Annotated in this window: 19 protein-coding genes, 1 pseudogene and 1 riboswitch; of the genes and pseudogenes, 11 read left to right on the top strand and 9 right to left on the bottom strand. The window is 73.4% G+C overall.

Going from position 1 to position 21,079, the window contains the following annotated elements; translation table 11 throughout:
* Window positions 1–11: 11 nt before the first annotated feature.
* The gene (gene thrC / locus ACH4F6_RS12365) at window positions 12–1,301 is read right to left on the bottom strand and encodes a threonine synthase (RefSeq protein WP_397959964.1); all 1,290 of its coding nucleotides are present in this window, start codon (window positions 1,299–1,301) and stop codon (window positions 12–14) included.
* An 18-nt stretch (window positions 1,302–1,319) separates the two neighbouring features.
* A riboswitch (SAM riboswitch) is annotated at window positions 1,320–1,465 on the bottom strand.
* 179 nt (window positions 1,466–1,644) lie between these two features.
* Here thrC and ACH4F6_RS12360 point away from each other — a divergent pair.
* Entirely contained in the window at window positions 1,645–2,616 is a 972-nt protein-coding gene (locus tag ACH4F6_RS12360; protein ID WP_397959963.1) for a glucosyl-3-phosphoglycerate synthase, read from the top strand.
* 118 nt (window positions 2,617–2,734) lie between these two features.
* On the top strand, window positions 2,735–4,171 hold the full coding sequence (locus tag ACH4F6_RS12355) for a trehalose-6-phosphate synthase (RefSeq protein WP_397959962.1): 1,437 nt from the start codon (window positions 2,735–2,737) through the stop codon (window positions 4,169–4,171).
* Here the strand turns inward: ACH4F6_RS12355 and otsB are convergent.
* From otsB to ACH4F6_RS12340, 3 genes are all read right to left on the bottom strand, one after another.
* Entirely contained in the window at window positions 4,159–5,019 is an 861-nt protein-coding gene (gene otsB / locus ACH4F6_RS12350) for a trehalose-phosphatase (protein WP_397959961.1), read from the bottom strand. The genes ACH4F6_RS12355 and otsB overlap by 13 nt on opposite strands.
* Before the next feature lie 166 nt (window positions 5,020–5,185).
* Window positions 5,186–5,428 (bottom strand): DUF3263 domain-containing protein, encoded by a 243-nt coding sequence (locus tag ACH4F6_RS12345; protein ID WP_397959960.1) that lies wholly within the window; start codon window positions 5,426–5,428, stop codon window positions 5,186–5,188.
* 22 nt (window positions 5,429–5,450) lie between these two features.
* Window positions 5,451–6,674, bottom strand: a complete 1,224-nt coding sequence (locus ACH4F6_RS12340) for an extracellular solute-binding protein (protein WP_397960340.1) — start codon at window positions 6,672–6,674, stop codon at window positions 5,451–5,453.
* A 213-nt stretch (window positions 6,675–6,887) separates the two neighbouring features.
* Between ACH4F6_RS12340 and ACH4F6_RS12335 the strand changes: the two genes are divergently transcribed.
* From ACH4F6_RS12335 to ACH4F6_RS12325, 3 genes are all read left to right on the top strand, one after another.
* On the top strand, window positions 6,888–7,829 hold the full coding sequence (locus tag ACH4F6_RS12335; protein WP_397959959.1) for an ROK family protein: 942 nt from the start codon (window positions 6,888–6,890) through the stop codon (window positions 7,827–7,829).
* Complete coding sequence (gene nagA, locus ACH4F6_RS12330; RefSeq protein ID WP_397959958.1) at window positions 7,829–9,061, top strand: N-acetylglucosamine-6-phosphate deacetylase; 1,233 nt, start codon at window positions 7,829–7,831, stop codon at window positions 9,059–9,061. Before ACH4F6_RS12335 ends, nagA begins: the two co-directional genes overlap by 1 nt.
* A 158-nt stretch (window positions 9,062–9,219) precedes the next feature.
* Window positions 9,220–10,140 (top strand): 1-phosphofructokinase family hexose kinase, encoded by a 921-nt coding sequence (locus ACH4F6_RS12325; RefSeq protein ID WP_397959957.1) that lies wholly within the window; start codon window positions 9,220–9,222, stop codon window positions 10,138–10,140.
* Window positions 10,141–10,156: 16 nt separating this feature from the next.
* Here the strand turns inward: ACH4F6_RS12325 and ACH4F6_RS12320 are convergent, their stop codons facing one another.
* Together ACH4F6_RS12320 and cdgB are read right to left on the bottom strand one after the other, a co-directional pair.
* Window positions 10,157–11,101, bottom strand: a complete 945-nt coding sequence (locus ACH4F6_RS12320) for a carbohydrate-binding protein (protein ID WP_397959956.1) — start codon at window positions 11,099–11,101, stop codon at window positions 10,157–10,159.
* Between the two features lie 144 nt (window positions 11,102–11,245).
* On the bottom strand, window positions 11,246–12,907 hold the full coding sequence (cdgB, locus tag ACH4F6_RS12315) for a diguanylate cyclase CdgB (protein WP_397959955.1): 1,662 nt from the start codon (window positions 12,905–12,907) through the stop codon (window positions 11,246–11,248).
* Window positions 12,908–13,367: 460 nt separating this feature from the next.
* On the opposite strand from cdgB, the gene ACH4F6_RS12310 reads away from it, so the two are divergent.
* Together ACH4F6_RS12310 and ACH4F6_RS12305 are read left to right on the top strand one after the other, a co-directional pair.
* Complete coding sequence (locus ACH4F6_RS12310) at window positions 13,368–13,859, top strand: flavin reductase family protein (RefSeq protein ID WP_397960339.1); 492 nt, start codon at window positions 13,368–13,370, stop codon at window positions 13,857–13,859.
* Window positions 13,860–13,915: 56 nt separating this feature from the next.
* Window positions 13,916–14,446 (top strand): GNAT family N-acetyltransferase, encoded by a 531-nt coding sequence (locus tag ACH4F6_RS12305; protein WP_397959954.1) that lies wholly within the window; start codon window positions 13,916–13,918, stop codon window positions 14,444–14,446.
* A 208-nt stretch (window positions 14,447–14,654) separates the two neighbouring features.
* Here ACH4F6_RS12305 and arfB read toward each other — a convergent pair whose 3' ends face one another.
* A complete protein-coding gene (arfB, locus tag ACH4F6_RS12300; protein WP_397959952.1) occupies window positions 14,655–15,092 on the bottom strand; it encodes an alternative ribosome rescue aminoacyl-tRNA hydrolase ArfB in 438 nt (145 codons plus the stop codon).
* 188 nt (window positions 15,093–15,280) lie between these two features.
* Between arfB and ACH4F6_RS12295 the strand changes: the two genes are divergently transcribed.
* Window positions 15,281–15,856 (top strand): TerD family protein, encoded by a 576-nt coding sequence (locus tag ACH4F6_RS12295; RefSeq protein ID WP_397959951.1) that lies wholly within the window; start codon window positions 15,281–15,283, stop codon window positions 15,854–15,856.
* Between the two features lie 77 nt (window positions 15,857–15,933).
* Window positions 15,934–16,491, top strand: a pseudogene (locus ACH4F6_RS12290) (GNAT family N-acetyltransferase); the annotation flags it as partial.
* 131 nt (window positions 16,492–16,622) lie between these two features.
* On the opposite strand, the gene ACH4F6_RS12285 reads toward ACH4F6_RS12290, so the two are convergent.
* Window positions 16,623–18,032, bottom strand: coding sequence for a M1 family metallopeptidase (locus ACH4F6_RS12285; RefSeq protein WP_397959950.1), 1,410 nt, complete (start codon window positions 18,030–18,032; stop codon window positions 16,623–16,625).
* 58 nt (window positions 18,033–18,090) lie between these two features.
* On the opposite strand from ACH4F6_RS12285, the gene ACH4F6_RS12280 reads away from it, so the two are divergent.
* Complete coding sequence (locus ACH4F6_RS12280; RefSeq protein WP_397959949.1) at window positions 18,091–18,591, top strand: hypothetical protein; 501 nt, start codon at window positions 18,091–18,093, stop codon at window positions 18,589–18,591.
* Between the two features lie 38 nt (window positions 18,592–18,629).
* Here ACH4F6_RS12280 and ACH4F6_RS12275 read toward each other — a convergent pair whose 3' ends face one another.
* Window positions 18,630–19,313 (bottom strand): pentapeptide repeat-containing protein, encoded by a 684-nt coding sequence (locus ACH4F6_RS12275; RefSeq protein WP_397959948.1) that lies wholly within the window; start codon window positions 19,311–19,313, stop codon window positions 18,630–18,632.
* A gap of 260 nt (window positions 19,314–19,573) precedes the next feature.
* Between ACH4F6_RS12275 and ACH4F6_RS12270 the strand changes: the two genes are divergently transcribed.
* Window positions 19,574–21,043 (top strand): MFS transporter, encoded by a 1,470-nt coding sequence (locus ACH4F6_RS12270; protein WP_397959947.1) that lies wholly within the window; start codon window positions 19,574–19,576, stop codon window positions 21,041–21,043.
* The last annotated feature ends 36 nt before the right edge of the window (window positions 21,044–21,079 follow it).

Here is a 21,079-nt window from a genome sequence, read left to right as displayed (position 1 = left end):
GCGGGTCCTGCCTACGCGAGGCCGGCTTCACGGAACGAGTCCAGGGTGGGGCGGATGGTCGCGGTGAGCCCCGTGCCGGCCACCGCGTCCAGCGTCTTCAGCCCGTCGCCGGTGTTGAGCACGACGGTCGTGAGGCTCGGGTCCAGCAGACCGTTCTCGATCAGCTTCCTGGTGACGCCGACCGTCACGCCACCCGCCGTCTCGGCGAAGACGCCCTCCGTCCGGGCGAGCAGCTTGATCGCGTCGACGATCTGCTCGTCGGTCACGTCCTCCACCGCACCGCCGGTGCGCCGCGCGATGTCGAGGACGTACGGGCCGTCCGCCGGGTTGCCGATGGCGAGCGACTTGGCGATGGTGTCCGGCTTCTGGGGGCGCACGACGTCGTGACCGGCCTTGTAGGCGGTGGACACCGGCGAGCAGCCCTCGGCCTGGGCGCCGAAGATCTTGTACGGCCTGTCCTCGACGAGGCCGAGCTTGATCAGCTCCTGCAGACCCTTGTCGATCTTCGTGAGCTGCGAGCCGGAGGCGATGGGGACGACCAGCTGGTCCGGGAGCCGCCAGCCGAGCTGCTCGCAGATCTCGTACGCCAGCGTCTTGGAGCCCTCGGCGTAGTACGGCCGCAGGTTGACGTTGACGAAGCCCCAGCCCTCGCCCGCCGGGTCGCCGATGAGCTCGGAGCAGAAGCGGTTGACGTCGTCGTAGTTGCCCTCGATGCCGACGAGTTCGCCGCCGTAGATCGCGGCCATGACGACCTTGCCCTGCTCCAGGTCGTGCGGGATGAACACGCAGGAGCGGAAGCCGGCCCGGGCGGCGGCGGCGCCGACGGCGCCGGCCAGGTTGCCGGTGGAGGAGCAGGAGAGGGTGGTGAAGCCGAAGGCGCGGGCGGCCTCCAGGGCCTGGGCGACCACCCGGTCCTTGAAGGAGTGGGTCGGGTTGCCGGAGTCGTCCTTCACGTACAGCCCGCCGGTCACGCCCAGTTCGCGCGCCAGGTTGTCGGCCTTGACGAGCTTGGTCCAGCCGGGGTTGAGGTTCGGCTTGTCCGCCACGTCGGCCGGGACGGGCAGCAGCGGCGCGTAGCGCCAGATGTTCGCGGGTCCCGCCTCGATGCGCTTGCGGAGCTCCTCCGGGTCGTAGGAGGAGAAGTCGTACGCGATCTCGAGCGGGCCGAAACACTCCTCGCACGCGAAGACCGGACCGAGGGGCACCCGGTGACCGCACTCGCGACAGGAGAGGGCGGCGGCGGGACCGAGGTCGACGGTGCTCGCGGAGTCGGTGGTGGTGGCAACTGTCTGCGCAGCCATGTGAGGGGAGGCCCTTTCTCCTCATCTTCCTCACGACGCATCTCGCCGTGAGACGGATTTGGCACCTTCCCTAGCCGGGAGCCTCACCACGACGACGTGGTGGACCGGCTGGAGGGTTGCCGGGGCTTCATCGGGCCGTGTCCCTCTGCCCCTCTGGATGAGCGGTATGCGGTTGTTGAACTCAGGGACGCGGAACGACCCCGGACATGCGATGGTCACCCGCGTTGCTCAAGACTGTAACCGAAGGCCTGGACAGTTGAGACAGACGTCCGAACCGCGAGATGGATCACAGGGTCACCGCCCGTGCACCCCGCGTGATCCCGACAGTGAGGAGCCGCAGACCGTGCTGGAAGAAGTCGAGCGCTGGTTGGTCACCCGCTCCTGGTCGGTGACCGACCGCCCGCTCCACAGGATCCTGGCCGCCAAGCGCGCCTCGGGCCAGTCGGTGTCCGTGGTGCTGCCCGCGCTGAACGAGGAGGAGACGGTCGGCGACATCGTCGCGGTCATCCGTCACGACCTCATGCAGCAGGTCCCGCTCGTCGACGAGCTCGTCGTCGTCGACTCGGGATCCACCGACCGCACCTCGCAGGTCGCCGCGGCGGCCGGCGCGCGGGTCGTCCACCGGGACACGATCCTCCCGCGCCTGCCGGCCGTGCCCGGCAAGGGCGAGGTGCTGTGGCGCTCCCTGCTGGCCACCACCGGGGACATCGTGTGCTTCGTCGACGCCGACCTGAAGGAGTTCTCCTCCGACTTCGTCTCGGGGATCGTGGGCCCGCTGCTCACCGACCCGGGCGTCGAACTGGTGAAGGCCATGTACGACCGTCCGCTGGGCACCGAGTCGGACGGGCCCGCCTCCGGCAGGTCCGCCGGCCAGGGCGGCCGGGTGACGGAGCTGATGGCCCGCCCCCTGCTCAACCTGCACTGGCCGCGGCTGGCCGGCTTCGTGCAGCCGCTGGGCGGCGAGTACGCGGCCCGCCGCACCCTGCTGGAACAGCTGCCCTTCCCCGTCGGCTACGGCGTGGAGCTGGGCATGCTGGTCGACGCCCTGCACCTGGTGGGCCTCGACGCCCTCGCCCAGGTCGACGTGGGCGTGCGCAAGCACCGCCACCAGGACGGGCAGGCGCTCGGCCGGATGGCGGCGGCGATATACCGCACGGCCCAGCTGCGGCTGGCCCGGGGGCACCTGGTCCGGCCCTCCCTCACCCAGTTCGAGCGGGGCCCGGACGGCTTCGAGCCGCGCACCTACCCGGTGGACACGGAGGAGCGGCCCCCGATGGCGCAGATCGCGGAGTACGCGGCCCGCAAGGCCGCGTGACCGTCCGGTGACCGGGGCCGTGCCGTCCGCGCGACGGGTCGTATACGGCCGGATACGACCCGTTCCGACAGCGCGTCCGTACGTTTGAGCGGATCAGGACCGGGCTAGGTTGAGGCGTATGGCTTCCACGCACGGTCCTGCTGCTCAGGGCGCCCGGGGCGCCCAGGTGCTGGTCGCGTCCAACCGCGGCCCGGTCTCCTACACGGTCCGCGACGACGGCTCGCTGCACGCCAGGAGGGGCGGCGGCGGGCTGGTCTCCGGGCTGTCGGCGATCGGCCCCGACGCGGGGGCCCTGTGGGTGTGCTCGGCCCTGTCCGAGGGCGACCGGGAGGCGGTCCGGCGCGGGGTCGGCGAGGAGGGCGTGCGGATGCTGCCCGTCCCGGCCGACGTGCACGCCGACGCGTACAACGGCATCGCCAACTCCGTGCTCTGGTTCCTCCACCACCTGCTGTACCAGACCCCGCTGGAGCCGGTCTTCGACGCGGAGTTCCGGCGCCAGTGGGCGTCGTACGAGACCTACAACCGGGCCTTCGCCGAGGCACTGGCGCAGGAGGCGGCCGAGGGCGCGGCGGTCCTGGTGCAGGACTACCACCTGTGCCTGGTCCCCGGCATGCTCCGCGAACTCCGCCCCGACCTGCGCATCGGCCACTTCTCGCACACGCCGTGGGCGCCGGTGGACTACTTCGGCCTGCTGCCCGCCGACATCCGCGTCCAGCTGCTGCGGGGCATGCTCGGCGCGGACCGCGTGGGCTTCCTGACCCACCGCTGGGCGGACGCGTTCACCGCGTGCTGCGCGGAGTTCGCGGGGGGCCTCGACGGGACCCTGGTCGGGGTGCACGGCCTCGGCGCCGACGCCGACTTCCTGCGCGCCCGCTCCCACGAGGCGGACGTCGAGGAACGCCTCCCGGTCCTGCGCGCGGAGATCGGCACGGCCCCCGACGGCGGCCCGCGCAGGACGATCGTCCGCGTCGACCGCACCGAACTCTCGAAGAACATCGTGCGCGGCCTGCTGGCGTACCGGCAGCTGCTCGACGACCACCCGGAGTGGCACGAGCGGGTCGTCCACGTCGCCTTCGCCTACCCCTCCCGCCAGGACCTCGCCGTCTACCGCGAGTACACCGCCGAGGTGCAGCGGGTGGCGCGGGAGATCAACGACCGGTACCGCACCGCGGACTGGACCCCGGTCGTCCTGCACGTCAAGGACGACTTCGCCCGCTCCCTGGCCGCCTACCGCCTCGCGGACGTGGCCCTGGTCAACCCCATCCGGGACGGCATGAACCTGGTCGCCAAGGAGGTGCCGGTCGTCTCCGACCGGGGCTGCGCGCTGGTGCTGTCCCGGGAGGCGGGGGCGTACTGGGAGCTGGGCGAGGACGCGCTGGTGGTGAACCCCTACGACGTCCTGGAGACCGCCCGCGCCCTGCACGAGGCGCTGTCCATGGGGCCGGAGGAGCGGGCGGAGCGCACCAAGAGGCTGGCCGCGGCCGCCACCGCGCTGCCCCCGGCCCAGTGGTTCCTGGACCAGTTGCAGGCGCTGCGGGACCTTCAGCCCAGCTGATCCGCGAGCGCCCGCAGCAGCCGTACGACGCCGGCGGGCCCGTCGACGACGAGGTCCGCGCGTTCGGCGAGCTGCGTCACCTCGGCGCTGCCGCTGGCCACGAGGAGACCGGGCACGCCGTCGGAGCGGAGCTTCTCGACGGCGGCGAAGGCGGGGAGGTCGCCGAGGTCGTCGCCGGCGAAGAGGACCGCCCCGGCGCCGGTCTCACGGACGTACTCCGTCAGCGCCACGCCCTTGTCCACCCCCGGGGGCCGCAGCTCCAGCACCATCCGGCCGGGCTCGACGATCAGTCCGTGCCGGGTGGCGAGGTCGGCCAGGGGCTGCCGCAGGGCCTCGAAGGCGGCCTGCGGGTCCTCCGCCCTCCGGGTGTGCACGGCGACGGCCCGCCCCTTGTCCTCCACCCCGATCCCCGGCGTGCCGCCGGCCGCGGCCAGCACGCCCGGCAGCTCGGCCTGGACGGCCGCGACGCCCGGGTGGGGGGCCGGCGCGCTGACCGTGCCGGTCCTGGCGTCCCAGCGCTCGGCCCCGTAGTGCCCGAGCACGGTGAGGTGCTCCAGGCCCGGCACCCCGGCGAACCCGCCGTTGCGCACGGCCACGGCGGCGGGGCGGCCGGTGATCACGGCGACGGAGGCGATCTTGGGCGCGAGTCCGGCGAGCACCGGCACGGCGTCGGGGTGCGCCCGGGCCTCGTCCGGGTTCTCGACGATCGGCGCGAGGGTGCCGTCGAAGTCGAGCGCGACGAGCGTGGTGCCGGGGCGCTCCAGGATCGCGCGGAGGGCGTCCTGGCCGGCGGCGGTGACGGGGGTCGGAAGACCGGGTTCCGCGGAGTACGTCTCTTGGGTGCCCATAGAGCGACCATAACCGCGGGGTGCGCCTCCGCAGCGCCGGCACCGGCGATCCGGCCCGTCCGGCGTTCGCGGACGAGGCCCGTTCAGGGCCGGAGCGGGGATCCGGGGGCGGCGGTCCCCGGGGAGGGGAAGGGCGGGGGCGGGATCCCCTCGGCGGCCCCGCAACTCACCGTCCGCCCCGCCGGGCCTCCCGCACCCTCCGCAGCCGGTTCACCGTCACCGGGTCGTGGGCCAGCGCCCGCGGATCGTCCAGCAGCGCGTTCAGCAGCTGGTAGTAGCGGACCGGCGACAGGTCCAGCTCCTCGCGGACGGCCCGCTCCTTCGCTCCCGGCCCGGAGAACCCGCGCCGCTCCAGGGCGAGGATGTCCCGCTCCCTCGCCCCCAGCCCTGCTGCCTCTGGCCGCTCCATCCCCGCACCGTAACCCAACGGCTCAGCCGACGGAGGCGCTCTCCGCGGTGGTGGCCGTCGCCTGCAGCTGCCCGAGGACGCCGGCCGGGCTGCCGGACGACGTCACGGCCTGGCCGATCCGCTTCTTGATGTCCGCGCTGACCGCCGCCCACGAGGTCCGCCCCACCGGGTACAGCTCGGACAGCGGGAGCTGGTCCAGGAACGGCTTGAGGTCCGCGTCCTGCGCGGCCGCGCTCATCGTCTGGGACGCGGAGGTGGTGACCGGCAGCAGGTCGTACTCGCGGGAGAAGGCGAGGACGTTCTTCTCGCTGTAGACGAAGTCGAGGAAGCCCTTGATCTGCTCGGCGTGCCCGTTCTGCTTGAAGGCGGTCATCCAGTCGGCGACGCCCATGGAGACCTTGGTGGCGCCGTCGACGCCGGGCATCGGCACCATGCCGACCTGCACGCCCTTCTCGCGGGCCGCCTTCAGCAGCGACGGATGCCCGTTGAGCATGCCGACCTGTCCGGCGGCGAACGCCGCGAACGCGTCGGCCCGGTTGAGCTTGCCCGGTGCGACCGGCCCGGTCAGCCCCTTGCCGACCAGTTCGTTCTTCAGCCAGGAGAAGGTCTCGACGTTCTCGGTGGAGTCGAGGCTGTAGCCGGTGGCGGTCGCGGTGTAGCCGCCCCCGCCGCTGAGCAGCCACTGCATGGTCTCGGCCTGCGCCTCCTCGGGCCCGAGGGGCAGCGCGTACGGGTACTTCACGCCCTCCTCCTCGAGCGCCCGCGCGTCGTCGGCGAGCTCGGCCCAGGTGGTGGGCGGGGTGATCCCGGCCTTGTCGAAGAGGGTCTTGTTGTAGAAGAGCAGCCGCGTCGAGGCGGCGAACGGCATGCCGTACTGCACGCCCCGCACCTCGCCCGCGTCGGCGAGCTGCGGCACGAAGTCGGCCTGGACGGGGATGGAGAGGACGTCGCCCGCCTTGTAGAGCAGGTCGGCGGCGGCGTAGTCGGAGTACGCGCCGATCTGCGCCATGTCGGGCGCCTCGCCCGCGTCGACCATCTCCTTGACCTCGCGGTCGACGTCGTTCCAGGAGTGGACGGTGACCTCGACGGTGACGTCGGGGTGGTCCTTCTCGTACGCCTCGACCAGCGCGTCCCAGTACTTCTGGGAGCTGTTGGCGGAGCTGTCGCCGTAGTCGGCGGCGACGAGTCTGAGGGTGACGTCGCCGGAGTCGCCGCCGAGCCCGCACCCGGCGAGCACCGCCGTCATGCCGAGGGCGGAGACCACCGCGATCGTTCCTGACCTGCCTGCCCGCCGCTGCACTGCGCTTCTCCCGCTCTCCCTGGGCCCGCGGGCCCCCGACCACCGGGCCGGACGCCCGGGTCGATGATTGTTCCGACCAATTAAACCGTTATTCGAACGCAGGTCTAATCCACGCAAGTGGACTAGACCTCTTACGGGTCCTCGGGCCACACTGTCCCCGTGAGACATGTCATCGCCCTCGACGTGGGCGGCACCGGGATGAAGGCCGCTCTGGTCGGGGCGGACGGCGCGCTGCTGCACCGGGCCCGCCGCGCCACCGGCCGTGAGCACGGCCCCGACGCCGTCGTCGCCGGCGTCCTCGACTTCGCCGCCGAGCTGCGCGCCCACGGCGCCGAACACCTCGGCGAACCCGCGGCCGCCGCCGGAGTCGCCGTCCCCGGCATCGTCGACGAGACCCGTGGCGTCGCCGTCTACGCCGCCAACCTCGGCTGGCGGGACGTCCCCCTGCGCGACCTGCTCGGCGCGGAGCTGGGCATCCCGGTCGCCCTGGGCCACGACGTGCGCACCGGCGGCCTCGCGGAGGGCCGTGTCGGCGCCGGCCGGGGCGCCGACCGCTTCCTGTTCGTGGCGCTCGGCACCGGCATCGCGGGCGCGATCGGCGTCGGCGGCCGGGTCGAGGCGGGCGCGCACGGCTCCGCGGGCGAGATCGGCCACGTCGTCGTACGGCCCGGCGGCACCCCCTGCCCGTGCGGACAGCGCGGGTGCCTGGAGCGGTTCGCGTCCGCGGCCGCGGTCGGCGAGGCGTGGGCGCGGGCCTGCGGCGACCCGGAGGCCGATGCGGCGGACTGCGCGAAGGCCGTCGCGTCCGGCGACCCGAACGCCGTCCGGGTCTGGCAGCAGGCGGTCGACGCGCTCGCGGACGGCCTGGTCACCGCCCTCACCCTGCTGGACCCCCGCACGCTCGTCATCGGTGGCGGACTCGCGGAGGCAGGAGAAACCTTGTTCACACCGCTGCGGAACGCCGTCCGGCAGCGGATCACCTTCCAGAAGCTGCCGGAGATCGTCCCCGCGGCCCTCGGGGACGCGGCCGGATGCCTGGGCGCGGGGCTCCTGGCCTGGGATCTCCTGGAAGCGACCGACCGTACGGAGGTAACGCGCTGATGGCCACCCCCCTAGGGGCGCGGGACAGCGCCGACACGCGGCCCGGCCGCGGGGCACGACCAGCCACGACGCACCCGGAGCCCGCGGGCGGCGGACGCACGACGGTGCTGGCCGGCGCCCGGGTGGTGCTGCCGACCGGCACGGTGCCCGACGGCAGGATCGGCGTCACCGGCACCCGCATCTCCGATGCGACCCCGGCGGACGCCCGGGTCGTCGACGTGCGGGGCCACTGGCTGGTCCCCGGCTTCGTCGACATCCACAACCACGGCGGCGGCGGGGCCTCCTTCTCCGGCACGGCCGAGGACGCCCTGCGGGCCGTCCGCGCCCACCGCCGCCACGGCACCACCACCCTCGTCGCCTCCACCGTCACCGACGACATGGACGTCCTGGTGCGGCAGGCCGGACTGCTGTCCGAGCTGGCCGAGCAGGGCGACCTCGCCGGGATCCACTTCGAGGGCCCGTTCATCTCCCCGTGCCGCAAGGGCGCGCACTCCGAGAAGCTGCTGCGCGACCCGGACCCGGCGGAGGTCCGCAAGCTGATCGACGCGGCACGCGGCCGGGCCAGGATGGTCACGCTGGCCACGGAACTCCCGGGCGGCCTCGCCTCCGTCCGGCTGCTCGCCGAGCACGGCGTGATCGCGGCCGTCGGCCACACCGACGCCACCTACGAGCAGACCGTCGAGGCCGTCGAGGCGGGCGCCACGGTCGCCACCCACCTCTTCAACGCGATGCCCGCCCTCGGTCACCGCACCCCCGGCCCGATCGCCGCGCTGCTGGAGGACGAGCGCGTCACGGTCGAGCTGATCAACGACGGCGTCCACCTCCACCCGGCCGCCCTGGAGCTGGCGTTCCGTCACGCCGGCCCGCACCGCGTGGCGTTCATCACCGACGCGATGGACGCCGCCGGCGCCGGCGACGGCCGCTACCTGCTCGGTCCGCTGGAGGTCGAGGTCAGCGAGGGCGTGGCCCGTCTGGTGGAGGGCGGCTCGATCGCCGGCTCCACCCTCACCCTGGACCGCGCCTTCCAGCGCGCGGTGACGGTCGACCGCCTCCCCGTCGAGGACGTGGTCGCCGCCCTCTCCGCCAACCCGGCCCGCCTGCTGGGCATGGACGACCGCGTGGGCTCCCTGGAGCCCGGCAAGGACGCCGACCTGGTCCTCCTGGACGAGGACTTCGCCCTCAAGGGCGTGATGCGGCGCGGGGAATGGGTGATCGATCCCCAACTCTCCTGAAACGTCCGCCCGCAGGGAGACGGTGGCCGACCCGAGGGCTGGGCCGTCCGCCGTCTCTTTGGCATGATCGAACCTCCGGGCACCCGGAAACCCGGCGACGGAAACCGGGATCACGAGAACACGAGGCGAACGCCAGCTATCGGGGGAGGTCGGCCCAGGTGATCCTCACGGTCACGCTGAACTCCGCTCTCGACGTCACCTACCGCGTCCCGGCGCTGCGCCCGCACGCCACGCACCGGGTGACCGCCGTGACGGAACGCCCCGGCGGCAAGGGCCTGAACGTGGCGCGCGTCCTGGCCGCCCTCGGCCACGAGGTCACGGTCACCGGCTTCGCGGGCGGCGCCACCGGCCGGGTCGTCCGCGACCGCCTCCCGGACGTCACCGACGCCCTCGTCCAGGTCTCCGGCACCACCCGCCGCACCATCGCCGTCGTCGACGAACGCACCGGCGACACCACCCGGTTGAACGAGCCGGGCCCCGTCATCACGCCCGCCGAGTGGTCCGCCTTCCAGGAGGCGTACACGGATCTGGTGGCCGGCGCCCAGGCGGTGGCCCTGTGCGGCAGCCTGCCGCCGGGGGTGCCGGTGGGCGCGTACGCCGGACTGGTGCGCACCGCCCGCGCCGCCGGCGTACCCGTGCTGCTGGACACCCGGGGCGAGCCGCTGCGCCGCGCGGTCGCCGCCCGCCCGGACCTGATCAAGCCCAGCGCGGACGAACTGGCCGAACTGACCGGCTCCCACGAGCCGCTGCGCGCCACCCTGGACGCCCGTCGGCGCGGCGCCCGGGCCGTGGTGGCCTCCCTGGGCCCGGAGGGCCTCGTCGCCGCGACCCCGGAGGGCCGCTGGCGGGCCACACCGCCGGCCCGGCTGCGCGGCAATCCGGCGGGCGCCGGCGACTCCGCCTCCGCCGGCCTGCTGTCGGGCCTGGTCGACCGCCTCCCCTGGCCCCAGCGCCTGGCCCGCGCGGTCGCCCTGTCGGCGGCGACGGTCCTGTCCCCGGCGGCCGGCGAGTTCGACCGGTCCGTCTACGAGGAGCTGGTGGGCCGGGTGGCGGTGACCGGGGAGGCCAGCGCGGCCTGAGGGCCCACCGGCCCTCCTACTCCTTGACCTGGCCCTTCTTGAGCCGGAACTGGTCGAGGAGGATGTTGCACTTGTCGCCGTCCTGGCAGGACAGCTGGATGGTGTTGGTGCCCTTGGTCAGCGTCGGGTAGGCGTACGTCTCGGTCCAGCCCTTCGCGAAGTCGCCGTCCGCGGCGTGCGCGAAGTTGCTCAGGTTGAACTTGCTGCCGAACGTCTTGCCGTTGATCGTCAACGTCATCGACTGGTCCTCGCCGGCCGTGCTGTAGTGCGCGAACAGCGTGTAGGACCCGTCCTCGGGGATGCCGTCGACGCTCCAGGTGACGGAGTTGCCGACCTGGTTGAGGTTGCCGACGTAGATGCCGCCGGCGGCCTGCGCGCCCTGGACGTCCGAGGCCAGTGCGGCGGTGCCGCCGAGCCGGAGGGCCTTGGCGTCGATCGTCGGCAGCTCGGCCTCCTGGGCCTCTTCGTCACCGCCGGACTCGCTGGGCGAGGCGCTCGCGGAGACGCTGGACGAGGCGGAGACCTGGCCGCCGCTCTGGTTGTCGTCGGGGTCGGAGTCGCCCTGCGACATCACCACGGCGATGCCGACCACGACCGCGGCGACGACCGCGACGGCGCCGATCAGCAGACCCTTGGTGTTGGGGCCGCGGCCCCGGCCGCCGCCGGACGCCTGCTGGCGGGTGCCGGTGGACGCGCCGCCGGACCCGGGCGCGGCGTGGTGGGCGTTCGGCTGGCCGTACGCACCCTGCTGCGGCACCGTCGGCTGTCCGTACTGCGCGGTCTGCTGCGGCGGCTGCTGTCCGTACTGCCGCTCGCCGACCGTACGCACGCGGCTGACCGAGTTCGGATAGCCGTAACCGCCGGAGGGGGGCTGGGCTCCGTTGGCCTGGCCGTCGGCGTAGAGGTAGCCGAACGGGTCGTCGTCCTCGGGCGAGCTCGCGCCGTTGTTGCCGGGCGTCATCCCTTCGATCTCCTCAACAGGTGCGGGGCTGATGCGATGCAAGGGTCAGATGGGCGAGCCTACCCGCTCTCGGTGCCCCGAACGGGTGACTCGGACCGCACCGCCGCGGCGAAAACGCCTCCGACCTGGCGTTCTGCCCGGGATTCAGCCGGCCCGTCGGTGCTGTTTGGGACGAGATCGTTTCTCGACGTACATCCGTTCGTCGGCCGACTTCAGGACTTCGTCGGCGGTCATCCCGCAGTGGGCCCAGCCGATGCCGAAGCTGGCGCCCACGCGGACGGCCCGGCCCTCGGCGCGGATCGGCTGGATGATCTCGTTGCGCAGGCGCACGGCGAGGTCCTGGGCGTCGGCGCGGCCGAGGCCGTCCGCGAGGATGACGAACTCGTCGCCGCCGAGCCGGGCGACGGTGTCGCCGTCGCGGACGCCGCTCGAGAGCCGCCGGGCGACCTCGATGAGGACCGCGTCACCGGCGTTGTGCCCGAACCGGTCGTTGATCGACTTGAAGCCGTCGAGGTCGCAGAAGAGGACGGCGAGCCCCTTGGTGCCGTCGTCGCGGCCGGTGTCCTCGGGGGCGACGGTGTGCACGTGGTGGTCGTAGGCGTCGTAGGCCTCGCCGCCGGGCAGGTGGTCGAAGCCGTGGCCGCCCGTGTCGAAGGCGGCGTGGTCGTAGGCCGCGTCCATCGCGTCGACGTCGGTGGGACGGGTGGACTGCGGGCGCCGGCAGAGCCGGGAGGAGAGGCGGGAGCGCAGCTCGGCGGAGTTCGGCAGGCCGGTGAGGGAGTCGTGCGAGGCGCGGTGGGCGAGCTGGAGCTCGCGGCGCTTGCGCTCCTCGATGTCCTCGACGTGGGTGAGGAGGAAGCGGGGGCCGTCCGCGGCGTCGGCGACGACGGAGTTGCGCAGGGACACCCAGACGTAGCTGCCGTCCCGGCGGGCGAGGCGCAGCTCGGCGCGGCCGCCCTCCGCGGACGTGCGGAGCAGGGTGCCTATGTCCTCGGGGTGGACGAGGTCGGAGAAGGAGTAGCGGCGCATCGCGGAGGCGGGGCGGCCCAGCAAGCGGCACAGGGCGTCGTTGGTGCGCAGGATCCGGCCGTGCTGGTCGCCGCCCATCTCGGCGATGGCCATGCCGGAGGGGGCGTACTCGAAGGCCTGCCGGAAGCTTTCCTCGCTGGCGCGCAGGGCCTGCTGCTCGCGTTCGAGCCGGACCAGGGCGCGCTGCATGTTCGCCCGCAGACGCGCGTTGCTGATGGCGATGGCGGCCTGGAAGGCGTACATCTGGAGCGCCTCGCGGCCCCAGGCGCCGGGCCGCCGGCCGTTGCGCGGCCGGTCCACGGACAGCACGCCGATCAGTTCGCCGCTGGAGCCGCCCGGCAGCGCGGGCGTGTACATGGGCGCGAAGAGCCGGTCGGAGGGGTGCCACTCGTCCTCGAAGCGGGGCGCGGGCCCGTCGGTGTACCACTGCGGGACGTCGTCGTCGTCGAGGATCCAGCCCTCGGTGTGCGGTATGAAGATCAGGTCGCCCCAGTTCTCCCCCATGGCCAGGCGCCGCTCCCAGGACTCGCGGGAGCCGACCCGGCCGGTGATGAGGGCCTCCGCGGCGGGGTTGCCGGAGAAGGCGGCGACGACCAGGTCGCCGTCCTGGCGCACGAGGTTGACGCACGCCAGCTCGTAGCCGAGCGCGGTGACCACGCCGTCGGCGACGGTCTGCAGTGTGTCGGCCAGGCTCCGGGCCGTGTTCATGTCGGCCATGACCTGGTGCAGCTGTCGCAGGGACGCAAGACGGACGTAGGGCTCCGACTCGGTCTCCATGCTCGCCCTCCCCCCGAGACTTCGCAGCGAATCAAGGGTTGTCTTCGGCGTAACGTCGTTATCTGTCGTTCCGTCGGCCGTTGTTCTGTCGTGGGTCTGAACCAGTGACGCCTCCGCCACTGAATCACAGCGTGCTGCCCACTCGGTACACAGGGTCAACAATTAACGGCTCTTGTGACTCAAGTCACATAAGAACGTGAACAATTGAGTGGAGTTTCCGCGTTCTCCCTGTGTGTTTACTGAGCGTATGGCGCCGCACGGCCGAGCGTACGCGAATCCGACCGCGGACCTACGACCGCACTCGGGCGGAGGTCCGATGCGGGCCGCGCCGGGCGGACACTAACGTGCAGGAGTGTCTTCAGACGTACTCCGGCAGTTGTCCGTACCCGCCCCTTCCCCCGCCCCTGCGGCCGCTTCCGGGCATGCTGAGGGGGTGACCCACGACGAGTTCCGCGCCGCGATGTCCCGGCTCGCCGGCGGCGTGGTCCTGGTGACCGCGCAGGAACCGGCGCTGGACCCGGACGACCCGCTGGCGCCGCAGGGCGAGTACGCCGGCATGACGGCGACCGCCTTCCTGTCCGTGTCCCTGGACCCGCCCCTGGTCCTGGTCAGCCTGCGTACCGGCTCCCGCATGGACGACCTGCTCGACGAGCAGCCCCTGTGGGGCGTGTCGGTGCTGGCCGAGAGCCAGCGCCACATCGCCGGCCGCTTCGCGATGAAGGGCCGGCTCAGCGACCGGCTCCTCTTCGAGGACATTCCGTACGCCCGCGGCGAGGCCACCGGCGCGCCCCTGGTCGGCGGCGCGCTGGCCGTCCTGGAGTGCCGCACCGAGCAGCGGGTGGAGGCGGGCGACCACACCCTGGTGATCGGCCGCGTGCTGCGCGCCCGGGTACCGAGCGCGGAGGGCGGTCCGCTGGTCTATTTCAAGGGCCGTTACCGGCAGTTGGGCTGACGGACTGAACGGCAATTCAGTGGTTCGCCGGTGATCCACCGCCCTATGGTGCCCGGATGACGACAACCGCCCCGCGCACGACAGCGGGAACTCCGGAGCCGGGAACGGCACCGGGAACTCCGGAGTCGGGGACTTCCCTCGGACTCGAAGAAATCACCCGCGCAAATATCGAGACCGCGCTCGCCATTCGGGTCCGGCCCGAGCAGGAATTCGCGGTCTCCCCCGTGGTGAAGTCCCTCGCCGAGGCGTACGTCCACCCCGGCGTCGCCTGGCCGCGCCTGATCGTCGACGGCGACCGGGCCGTCGGCTTCCTCATGGCCTTCTTCGACATCGACTGGGACCCCGGCGCCGGCCTCGTCCGCTCCGGCCTGTGGCGCCTGAACATCGCCGCGGGCGAACAGGGCCGCGGCTACGGCCGGTTCGCCGTCGAGTCCGTCGCCGCGGAGATCCGCCGCCGCGGCGGCACGGAGCTCCACGTGACCTGGCATCCCGGCGAGCACGGCCCCGAGGGCTTCTACCGGGGCCTGGGCTTCCGGGACACCGGCGAGCGGAGCGAGGGGGAGACCGTGGGGGTCCTGGCGCTGTAGGCGGGCGGCGCGCCTCCCGGCCGGAGCGGCTCCAGCGCTGTCCAGGCCGGCCGCTCCGGGTCCGTCGCGGTGCCGTTCGCGGCGATCCGGTCGTGTACGACCGTGAAGGCCGGTTCGCGGGCCGGCCGCCCGTCGGCGCGGACGGCGGGGCCGGTCGCGCCGTCGGCCGGGGGCGGGGGTGCGACGGCGCGGCGGCGGGGGCCCGGGGTCAGGACCAGTCCTGCCCGGACCTGCCCCGCTTGGTCTGCGACCGCTGCTTCTTCTCCCGCAGCCGGCGCTCGTTGATGCCGCGCGGGACGCGGGTGGGCCTGCGGGGCTTCGGCGGGGGCGCCGTGGCCTGCGCGAGCAGCGCGGCGAGGCGCACGGCCGCGGTCTCGCGGTTGCGCCACTGGGAGCGGTGCTCGGAGGCGCGCACGGTGAGGACGCCGTCGACGAGGCGCCCGGCGAGCCGCTCCAGCGCCCGCGCCTTCCACACCTCGGGCAGCGCCTCGGTGCGAGCCAGGTCGAAGCGGAGCTCCACCTGCGAGTCGGTGGTGTTGACGTGCTGGCCGCCGGGCCCCGACGACCGCGAGAAACGCCACATGAGCTCGGCCTCGGGCAGCGAGACGGAGCCGCGGACGGGATAGGGACCGGACATGCCGTACATGTTCCCGCCCCTGACCGGTCCACGTCACCCGATTAAGCGGCGGCCGCGCGACGGGGCCGTCCGTGGGGCCGACGGTAAAGAAAGTAAAGACACGGGAACCTTCGGCACCCTTCGCCGCGTTCCTAGGGATAGCTGTAGCTTCGTGGCGCACGAAGCCTCTACGCACCGAGGGAAAGGACTCCCCAACCATGGCTGTAAGCCTGTCCAAGGGTGGCAACGTCTCGCTCACCAAGGAGGCTCCGGGCCTGACCGCCGTCACCGTGGGCCTCGGCTGGGACGTCCGCACCACCACCGGCACGGACTTCGACCTCGACGCCTCCGCGATCGCGGTGAACGCCCAGGGCAAGGTCTACTCGGACGCCCACTTCGTCTTCTTCAACAACAAGCAGACCCCCGACAACACCATCGTCCACACCGGTGACAACCGCACCGGCGAGGGCGCGGGCGACGACGAGGCGATCAACGTCAACCTGGCGGCCCTCCCGGCCGACATCGACAAGATCGTCTTCCCGGTCTCCATCTACGACGCGGAGAGCCGCTCGCAGAACTTCGGCCAGGTCCGCAACGCCTACATCCGCATCGTCAACCAGGCCGGCGGCGCCGAGATCGCCCGGTACGACCTCTCGGAGGACGCGGCCACCGAGACGGCCATGGTCTTCGGCGAGCTGTACCGCAACGGCGCGGAGTGGAAGTTCCGCGCGGTCGGCCAGGGCTACGCCTCGGGCCTGGTGGGCATCGCCCAGGACTTCGGCGTGAACGTCTGAGCGGCACCCGCCCCCGTCGGATCCCCCGGACCGGAAGCGGTCCGGGGGCTCCGGCGCGCCGGCGGTAGGTTGCCCGGGTGATCCTCGACGCCCTCCCCCTCACCCCGGACCGCGGCATCCCGGGCCCCCTGCTCAGCGAGCTCACCGCCCTCCACGCCTCGAACCGCGCGTTCCACGCCCTCAGCGGCGACTTCCCCGACCCGGACGGCATCCGCCCGGAGCAGGTGGCGGCCGCCCTCGCGGAGGAGCTGGCCCACCCGGACGTGGAGGTGCTGCTCGCCCGCGGCCGGGGCCGGCTGGCCGGATGCGTCGTCACCCTCGCGCACCATCCCGACCCGGCCGACCCGGACCCGTGGATCGGGCTGCTGATGGTGGACGCGGCCGTGCAGGGGCAGGGGTACGGGCGGCGGATCGCCGAGGCCGTCGAGGAGCGTTTCCGGGCGGCCGGCCGCGACGCCGTACGGCTCGCCGTCCTGGACGCCAACCCCGGCGGCTTCGCCTTCTGGACGGCCCTCGGCTACGAGGTCGTCGACCACCGCCGCGACCTGCAGCGGGACCGCCCCTGCACGGTGCTGCGCAAGCCGCTGCGCACCCCGCGCCGCGCCGCCCGCGCCGCCGTGGTCGACCCGCGGGGCCCGGCGGACTGACGCGGGAGGCGGAGCCGGTGCGCCGGCGGCGCTCGCGTGGCTGCGGGACGCGGGGGAGGCCGGCCGGTCCGGCCGACTCCCCCACCACGCATGCGCCGGCCCGTCCTCCCCCTGCCGGTTCACGGGTGGGCGGGCCTGCCCTCCCCGTACAGCCAGTCGTCCCAGATCGCGTCGAAGTCCTCCTCGGGGGCCTGCTCCTCCACGTACGCCGTGAAGTCGGCGGTGCCGGCGTTGCCGTGCCGGTGGGCGGCGGTCCAGCCCTGGACGAGGTCGTAGAAGGCGTCGTCGTCGGCCAGCGTCCGGCGGATCTTGTGGATGACCATGGCGCCCCGCTGGTAGACGGGCTCGTCGGAGACCTGCACGGCGCTCGGCTGCCTGCCGGGCGGGAAGGACCAGAGGTCCTCGTAGGTGTCCTCGCCGTCGGCGTAGAGCTCCTGGAAGGTCTCCTCGGCGGTGGCGCCGCCCTCGTCCTCCGTCCACAGCCACTCGGCGTAGGTGGCGAAGCCCTCGCTGAGCCACATGTCCTGCCAGGTCCTCGGCGTGACGGAGTCGCCGAACCACTGGTGGGCGATCTCGTGGACGAGCAGCTCGGCACCGGGGGCGCCGGGGAAGACGGGCCGGTTCTGGGTCTCCAGCGCGTACCGGGCGTCGCCCGGGCGGTCGACGATCGCTCCGGCGGAGGAGAAGGGGTACGGGCCGAAGCTGTCCTGCGCCCACTGGAGGACCTCGGGGAGCCGGGTGAGCGCCGTGCGGCCGGCGGCGGCCTGGGTGGGGTCGACGGCGACGTACAGGGGCAGGCCCTCCGGGGTGGTGGAGGACGTGACGTCGTAGCGCCCGACGGCGAGCGTGACGACGTGGCTGGCCATGGGTTCGGCGGTGTGCCAGACGAAGGTGGTGCGCCCGCCGGCGGTGCTCCTGCCGCGCAGTTCCCCGTTGGAGACCGCCGTCAGGCCGGCCGGCACGGTGACGGTGAGGTCGTAGGCCGCCTTGTCGGAGGGGTGGTGGCTGCCGGGGAACCACGCCATGGAGCCGGTCGGCTGGCCGAGCGCCAGGGCGCCGTCCTCGGTGTACAGCCAGCCCTCCTTCGAGCCGTCCGGGTCGGTGACCGTCTGCGGGCGGCCCGCGTAGTCCACCGTCACCTCGAAGGTCTCGCCCCGGTCGAGGCGGTCCTTCGGGCGGACGGTCAGCTCCTGGCCGTCCCGGTCGAAGGAGGCGGCCGCGCCCTCGACGGTGACCTTCCGCACCGTCATGCCCTTCAGGTCGAGGTCGAAGGCGGTCAGGGGGCGGGTGGCGCGGGCGGTGATGCGGGCGGTGCCGGACAGCCGGCGGGCCGCCGGGTCGTAGGCGAGGTCGAGGGCGTAGTGGCGGGCGTCGTAGCCGCCGTTGCCGGCCTTCGGGAAGTACGGGTCTCCGGCGCCCGCGCCGCCGCTCTCCTCCCGCCCGTCCGAGTCGCATGCGGTGAGGACGGCGGGGAGGGCTAACGCCAGGAGGACGGCGGTCGACCGGACAAGGCGCGCGGATCTGGACATGTCAGGGATCCTACGGTCGGCGGGCCGGGGCCGGTCGGCGGCGTGACACCATCGCTACGTGCTCGACATCGGCTACGCCCTCTCCACCCGCTTCCCGGACCCGCCGCAGACGGACTACCGCCGGGCGGACGTCCACGCCCTGCGCCACGACCTGTTCTGCGGGGACGTCTACCTCGCCGACACCAAGGCGGACCGGGAGCTGTCCACGGCCTGGGGATGGGTGCCGGTGCTCGACTTCGCGTGGGCGCTGTGCGACATCGTGGAGCGCGTCGACCGGGACCCGGCCGGCTCCCGCGCCTCCCGCCCCCAGTACGCGGAGCTGGACTTCACCGAGTCGACCGACCGCATGCTCTTCGAGCGCCGCTTCGGCTGGGTGGACATCGAGGCCGACTGGATGCCGGCCGAGGAGCCCCCGCTCACCTTCTCCCACAGCGAACTGCGCCGGGAGGCCCGCGACTTCCTGCACGACCTGATCGCCGACCTGGTCGACCTGCACGAGGACCTGGGCGAGAACCCGGCGATCTGGACCCTCCAGGCCCGCTTCCCCCGGGTGAGCTGACCGGCCCGGCCCCACGTCGCCGTGGGGCGTCCCCACCGTCAGTCCTCCACCCTGATGCCCAGCTCCGCCGCCAGCGCCGGCGCCAGATCGAGCAGCTGGGCCGTGCTGACGACCGCGCCGGACAGGCGGTCCAGGCCGCCCGCGACGCCCAGCTCGGTCGCGCCGCGCAGGTCCACGTCGGCGAGGGCCGCCGCGGTGAAGTCGGCGGCCCTCAGGGCGCAGTCGACGAACTCGACCCGCTCCAGCCGGGCGCCCCCGAAGTCGGGCTCGACCAGGACGCAGCCCTCGAAGACGACGTCCCGCAGCCGGGCCTGCCGCAGATTCAGGTAGTCGATCTTGCCGCCGCGCACCAGGACGCGCTCCAGGACCGCGCCGTGCGCCTGGGTGCCGCCGAGGCGGGCGTCGACGATCTCGACGTCCCGCAGGGTCGCCCCGGCCAGGTCCGTGCCGACGCCCCGGATGCCGGTGAGGACCGAGTCGAGGAACCGGGCGTGCGGCAGCCGCGTCCCGTCCAGCGCGCACGCCCGCAACGCGCAGTCCAGGAAACGCGCCCCCGCGCCGTCCTGGCCGGCGAGGTCGGTCCCCGCGAACTCCACCCCGTCGTAGTCCCCGTCGGGCTCCACCTCCCCGCCCCCGTACGCCTCCAGTGCCGGCAGCCGCACCTCCGGCCGCCGCGCCCCCTTCAGCTTCAGCCTGCCCGAACCCGCACCCGTCCTCGCCATGCCCCCATGCTGCACCCCACCACCGACAATCCCGCCGACCCGCGCGGACGCGCCGGTGCCGGACGGGCGGCGGACGCGGGCGCCACGGCCGCGGGCCCGGCGGGCGGCCTCCGTCCGCACCACGCACCTCGCGCCTCGCGCCTACGTCCCCCGGACGCCGCGGTCTGACGGAACGTGACCGGGCGCGCACGCTCCGAGTCGCGGGGCCACCCGTTCCGTGGTCTTCTGGCCGGGTGAGCGAGACGCGGGCAGAGGAGTCCGTGGCGGGACCCGACCCCCGCCGCTGGTGGAGCCTTGTCTTCATCGCCCTGGCCCAGCTCATGGTCGTCCTCGACTCGACGATCGTGAACATCGCACTGCCCTCCGCGCAGCGCGACCTGGGCATGACGGACGGCAGCCGGCAGTGGGTGATCACGTCCTACTCGCTGGCCTTCGGCGGTCTGCTCCTGCTCGGCGGCCGGATCGCCGACCTGGCGGGCCGCAAACGCACCGTCGTCGTCGCCCTGATCGGCTTCGCCGCGGCCTCCGCGTTCGGCGGCGCGGCGACCACCCCGGGCATGCTGTTCGCCGCCCGCGCCCTCCAGGGCGTCTTCGCCGCCGCCCTGGCCCCGTCCGCGCTGAGCCTGCTGACCACCACCTTCACCGACCCCGAGGAACGGCACCGGGCCTTCGGGATCTTCGGCACGCTCGCCGCCGGCGGCGCCGCGATCGGCTTCGTCGCCGGCGGCCTGGTCAGCGAGTACCTGACCTGGCGCTGGTGCCTGTACGTCAACGTGCCCATCGCGGTCGTCGGCGTGATCGGCGCCCTCGTCTTCCTGCACGACGGCCCCGGCCGCGAGGGCGCCCGCCTCGACGTGCCCGGGGCCCTGCTGGGCTGCGGCGGTGTGGTCCTGATCGTCTACGGGTGCGGCGAGGCCGAGCCGCGCGGCTGGACCGACCCGCTGGTGACGGCCGCGTTCGCGGGCGGCGTCGTGCTGCTCGCGGTGTTCGTGTGGTGGCAGAAGAGGGCACGGGTGCCGCTGCTGCCCCTGCACGTCCTCAAGGACCGCAACCGCGCCGGCTGCTTCCTGACCATGGCCCTGGCGGTCATCGGCATGTTCGGCATGTTCCTGTTCATGACCTACTACCTCCAGGCCGTCCTCGGCTACTCCCCCCTGCGGACGGGCCTCGCGTTCCTCCCCCTGACCGCCTCGATCTTCCTCGGCTCCCAGCAGATCTCGGCCCGTCTGCTGCCGCGCTTCCCACCCCGCGCCCTGATGGTGCCGGGCATGCTCCTCGCGGCCGTCGGCATGCTGATCCTCACCCGCATGACGGTCCACAGCGCGTACGCCACCGAGATCCTCCCCGCCCTGGTCCTGATGGGCCTCGGCATGGGCCTCACCTTCATGCCGGTCTTCTCCACGGCCACCGCCGGAGTCGACCCGCAGGACGCCGGCGTCACCTCGGCGACCGTCAACACCTCCCAGCAGGTGGGCGGCTCCATCGGCACGGCCCTGCTCAACACCGTCGCCACCACGACGGGCGCTGCGTACGTCGACGCCCGCCTCACCGACCCCGGCCGCCCGGCGGACCTCACCGCGCAGGGCACGGTGCACGGCTACACGGTCGCCATCGGATGGGCCGCCGCCATCATGGTGCTGGCGAGCCTGAGCGCGGGCCTGCTGGTCACGGCCGAGCGCCCCCGGCGCGACGCCCCGTCCGAGGAGGCCGTGCCCCAGCCCGCCGTATGACCGGACACCGCCCGCCCCGGCGTGCGGCCGTTGTCG

It is taken from the genome of Streptomyces sp. NPDC017936, assembly GCF_044328485.1.
Taxonomy (GTDB): Bacteria; Actinomycetota; Actinomycetes; order Streptomycetales; family Streptomycetaceae; genus Streptomyces.
This window is presented reverse-complemented; position numbering and strand designations above follow the sequence as displayed.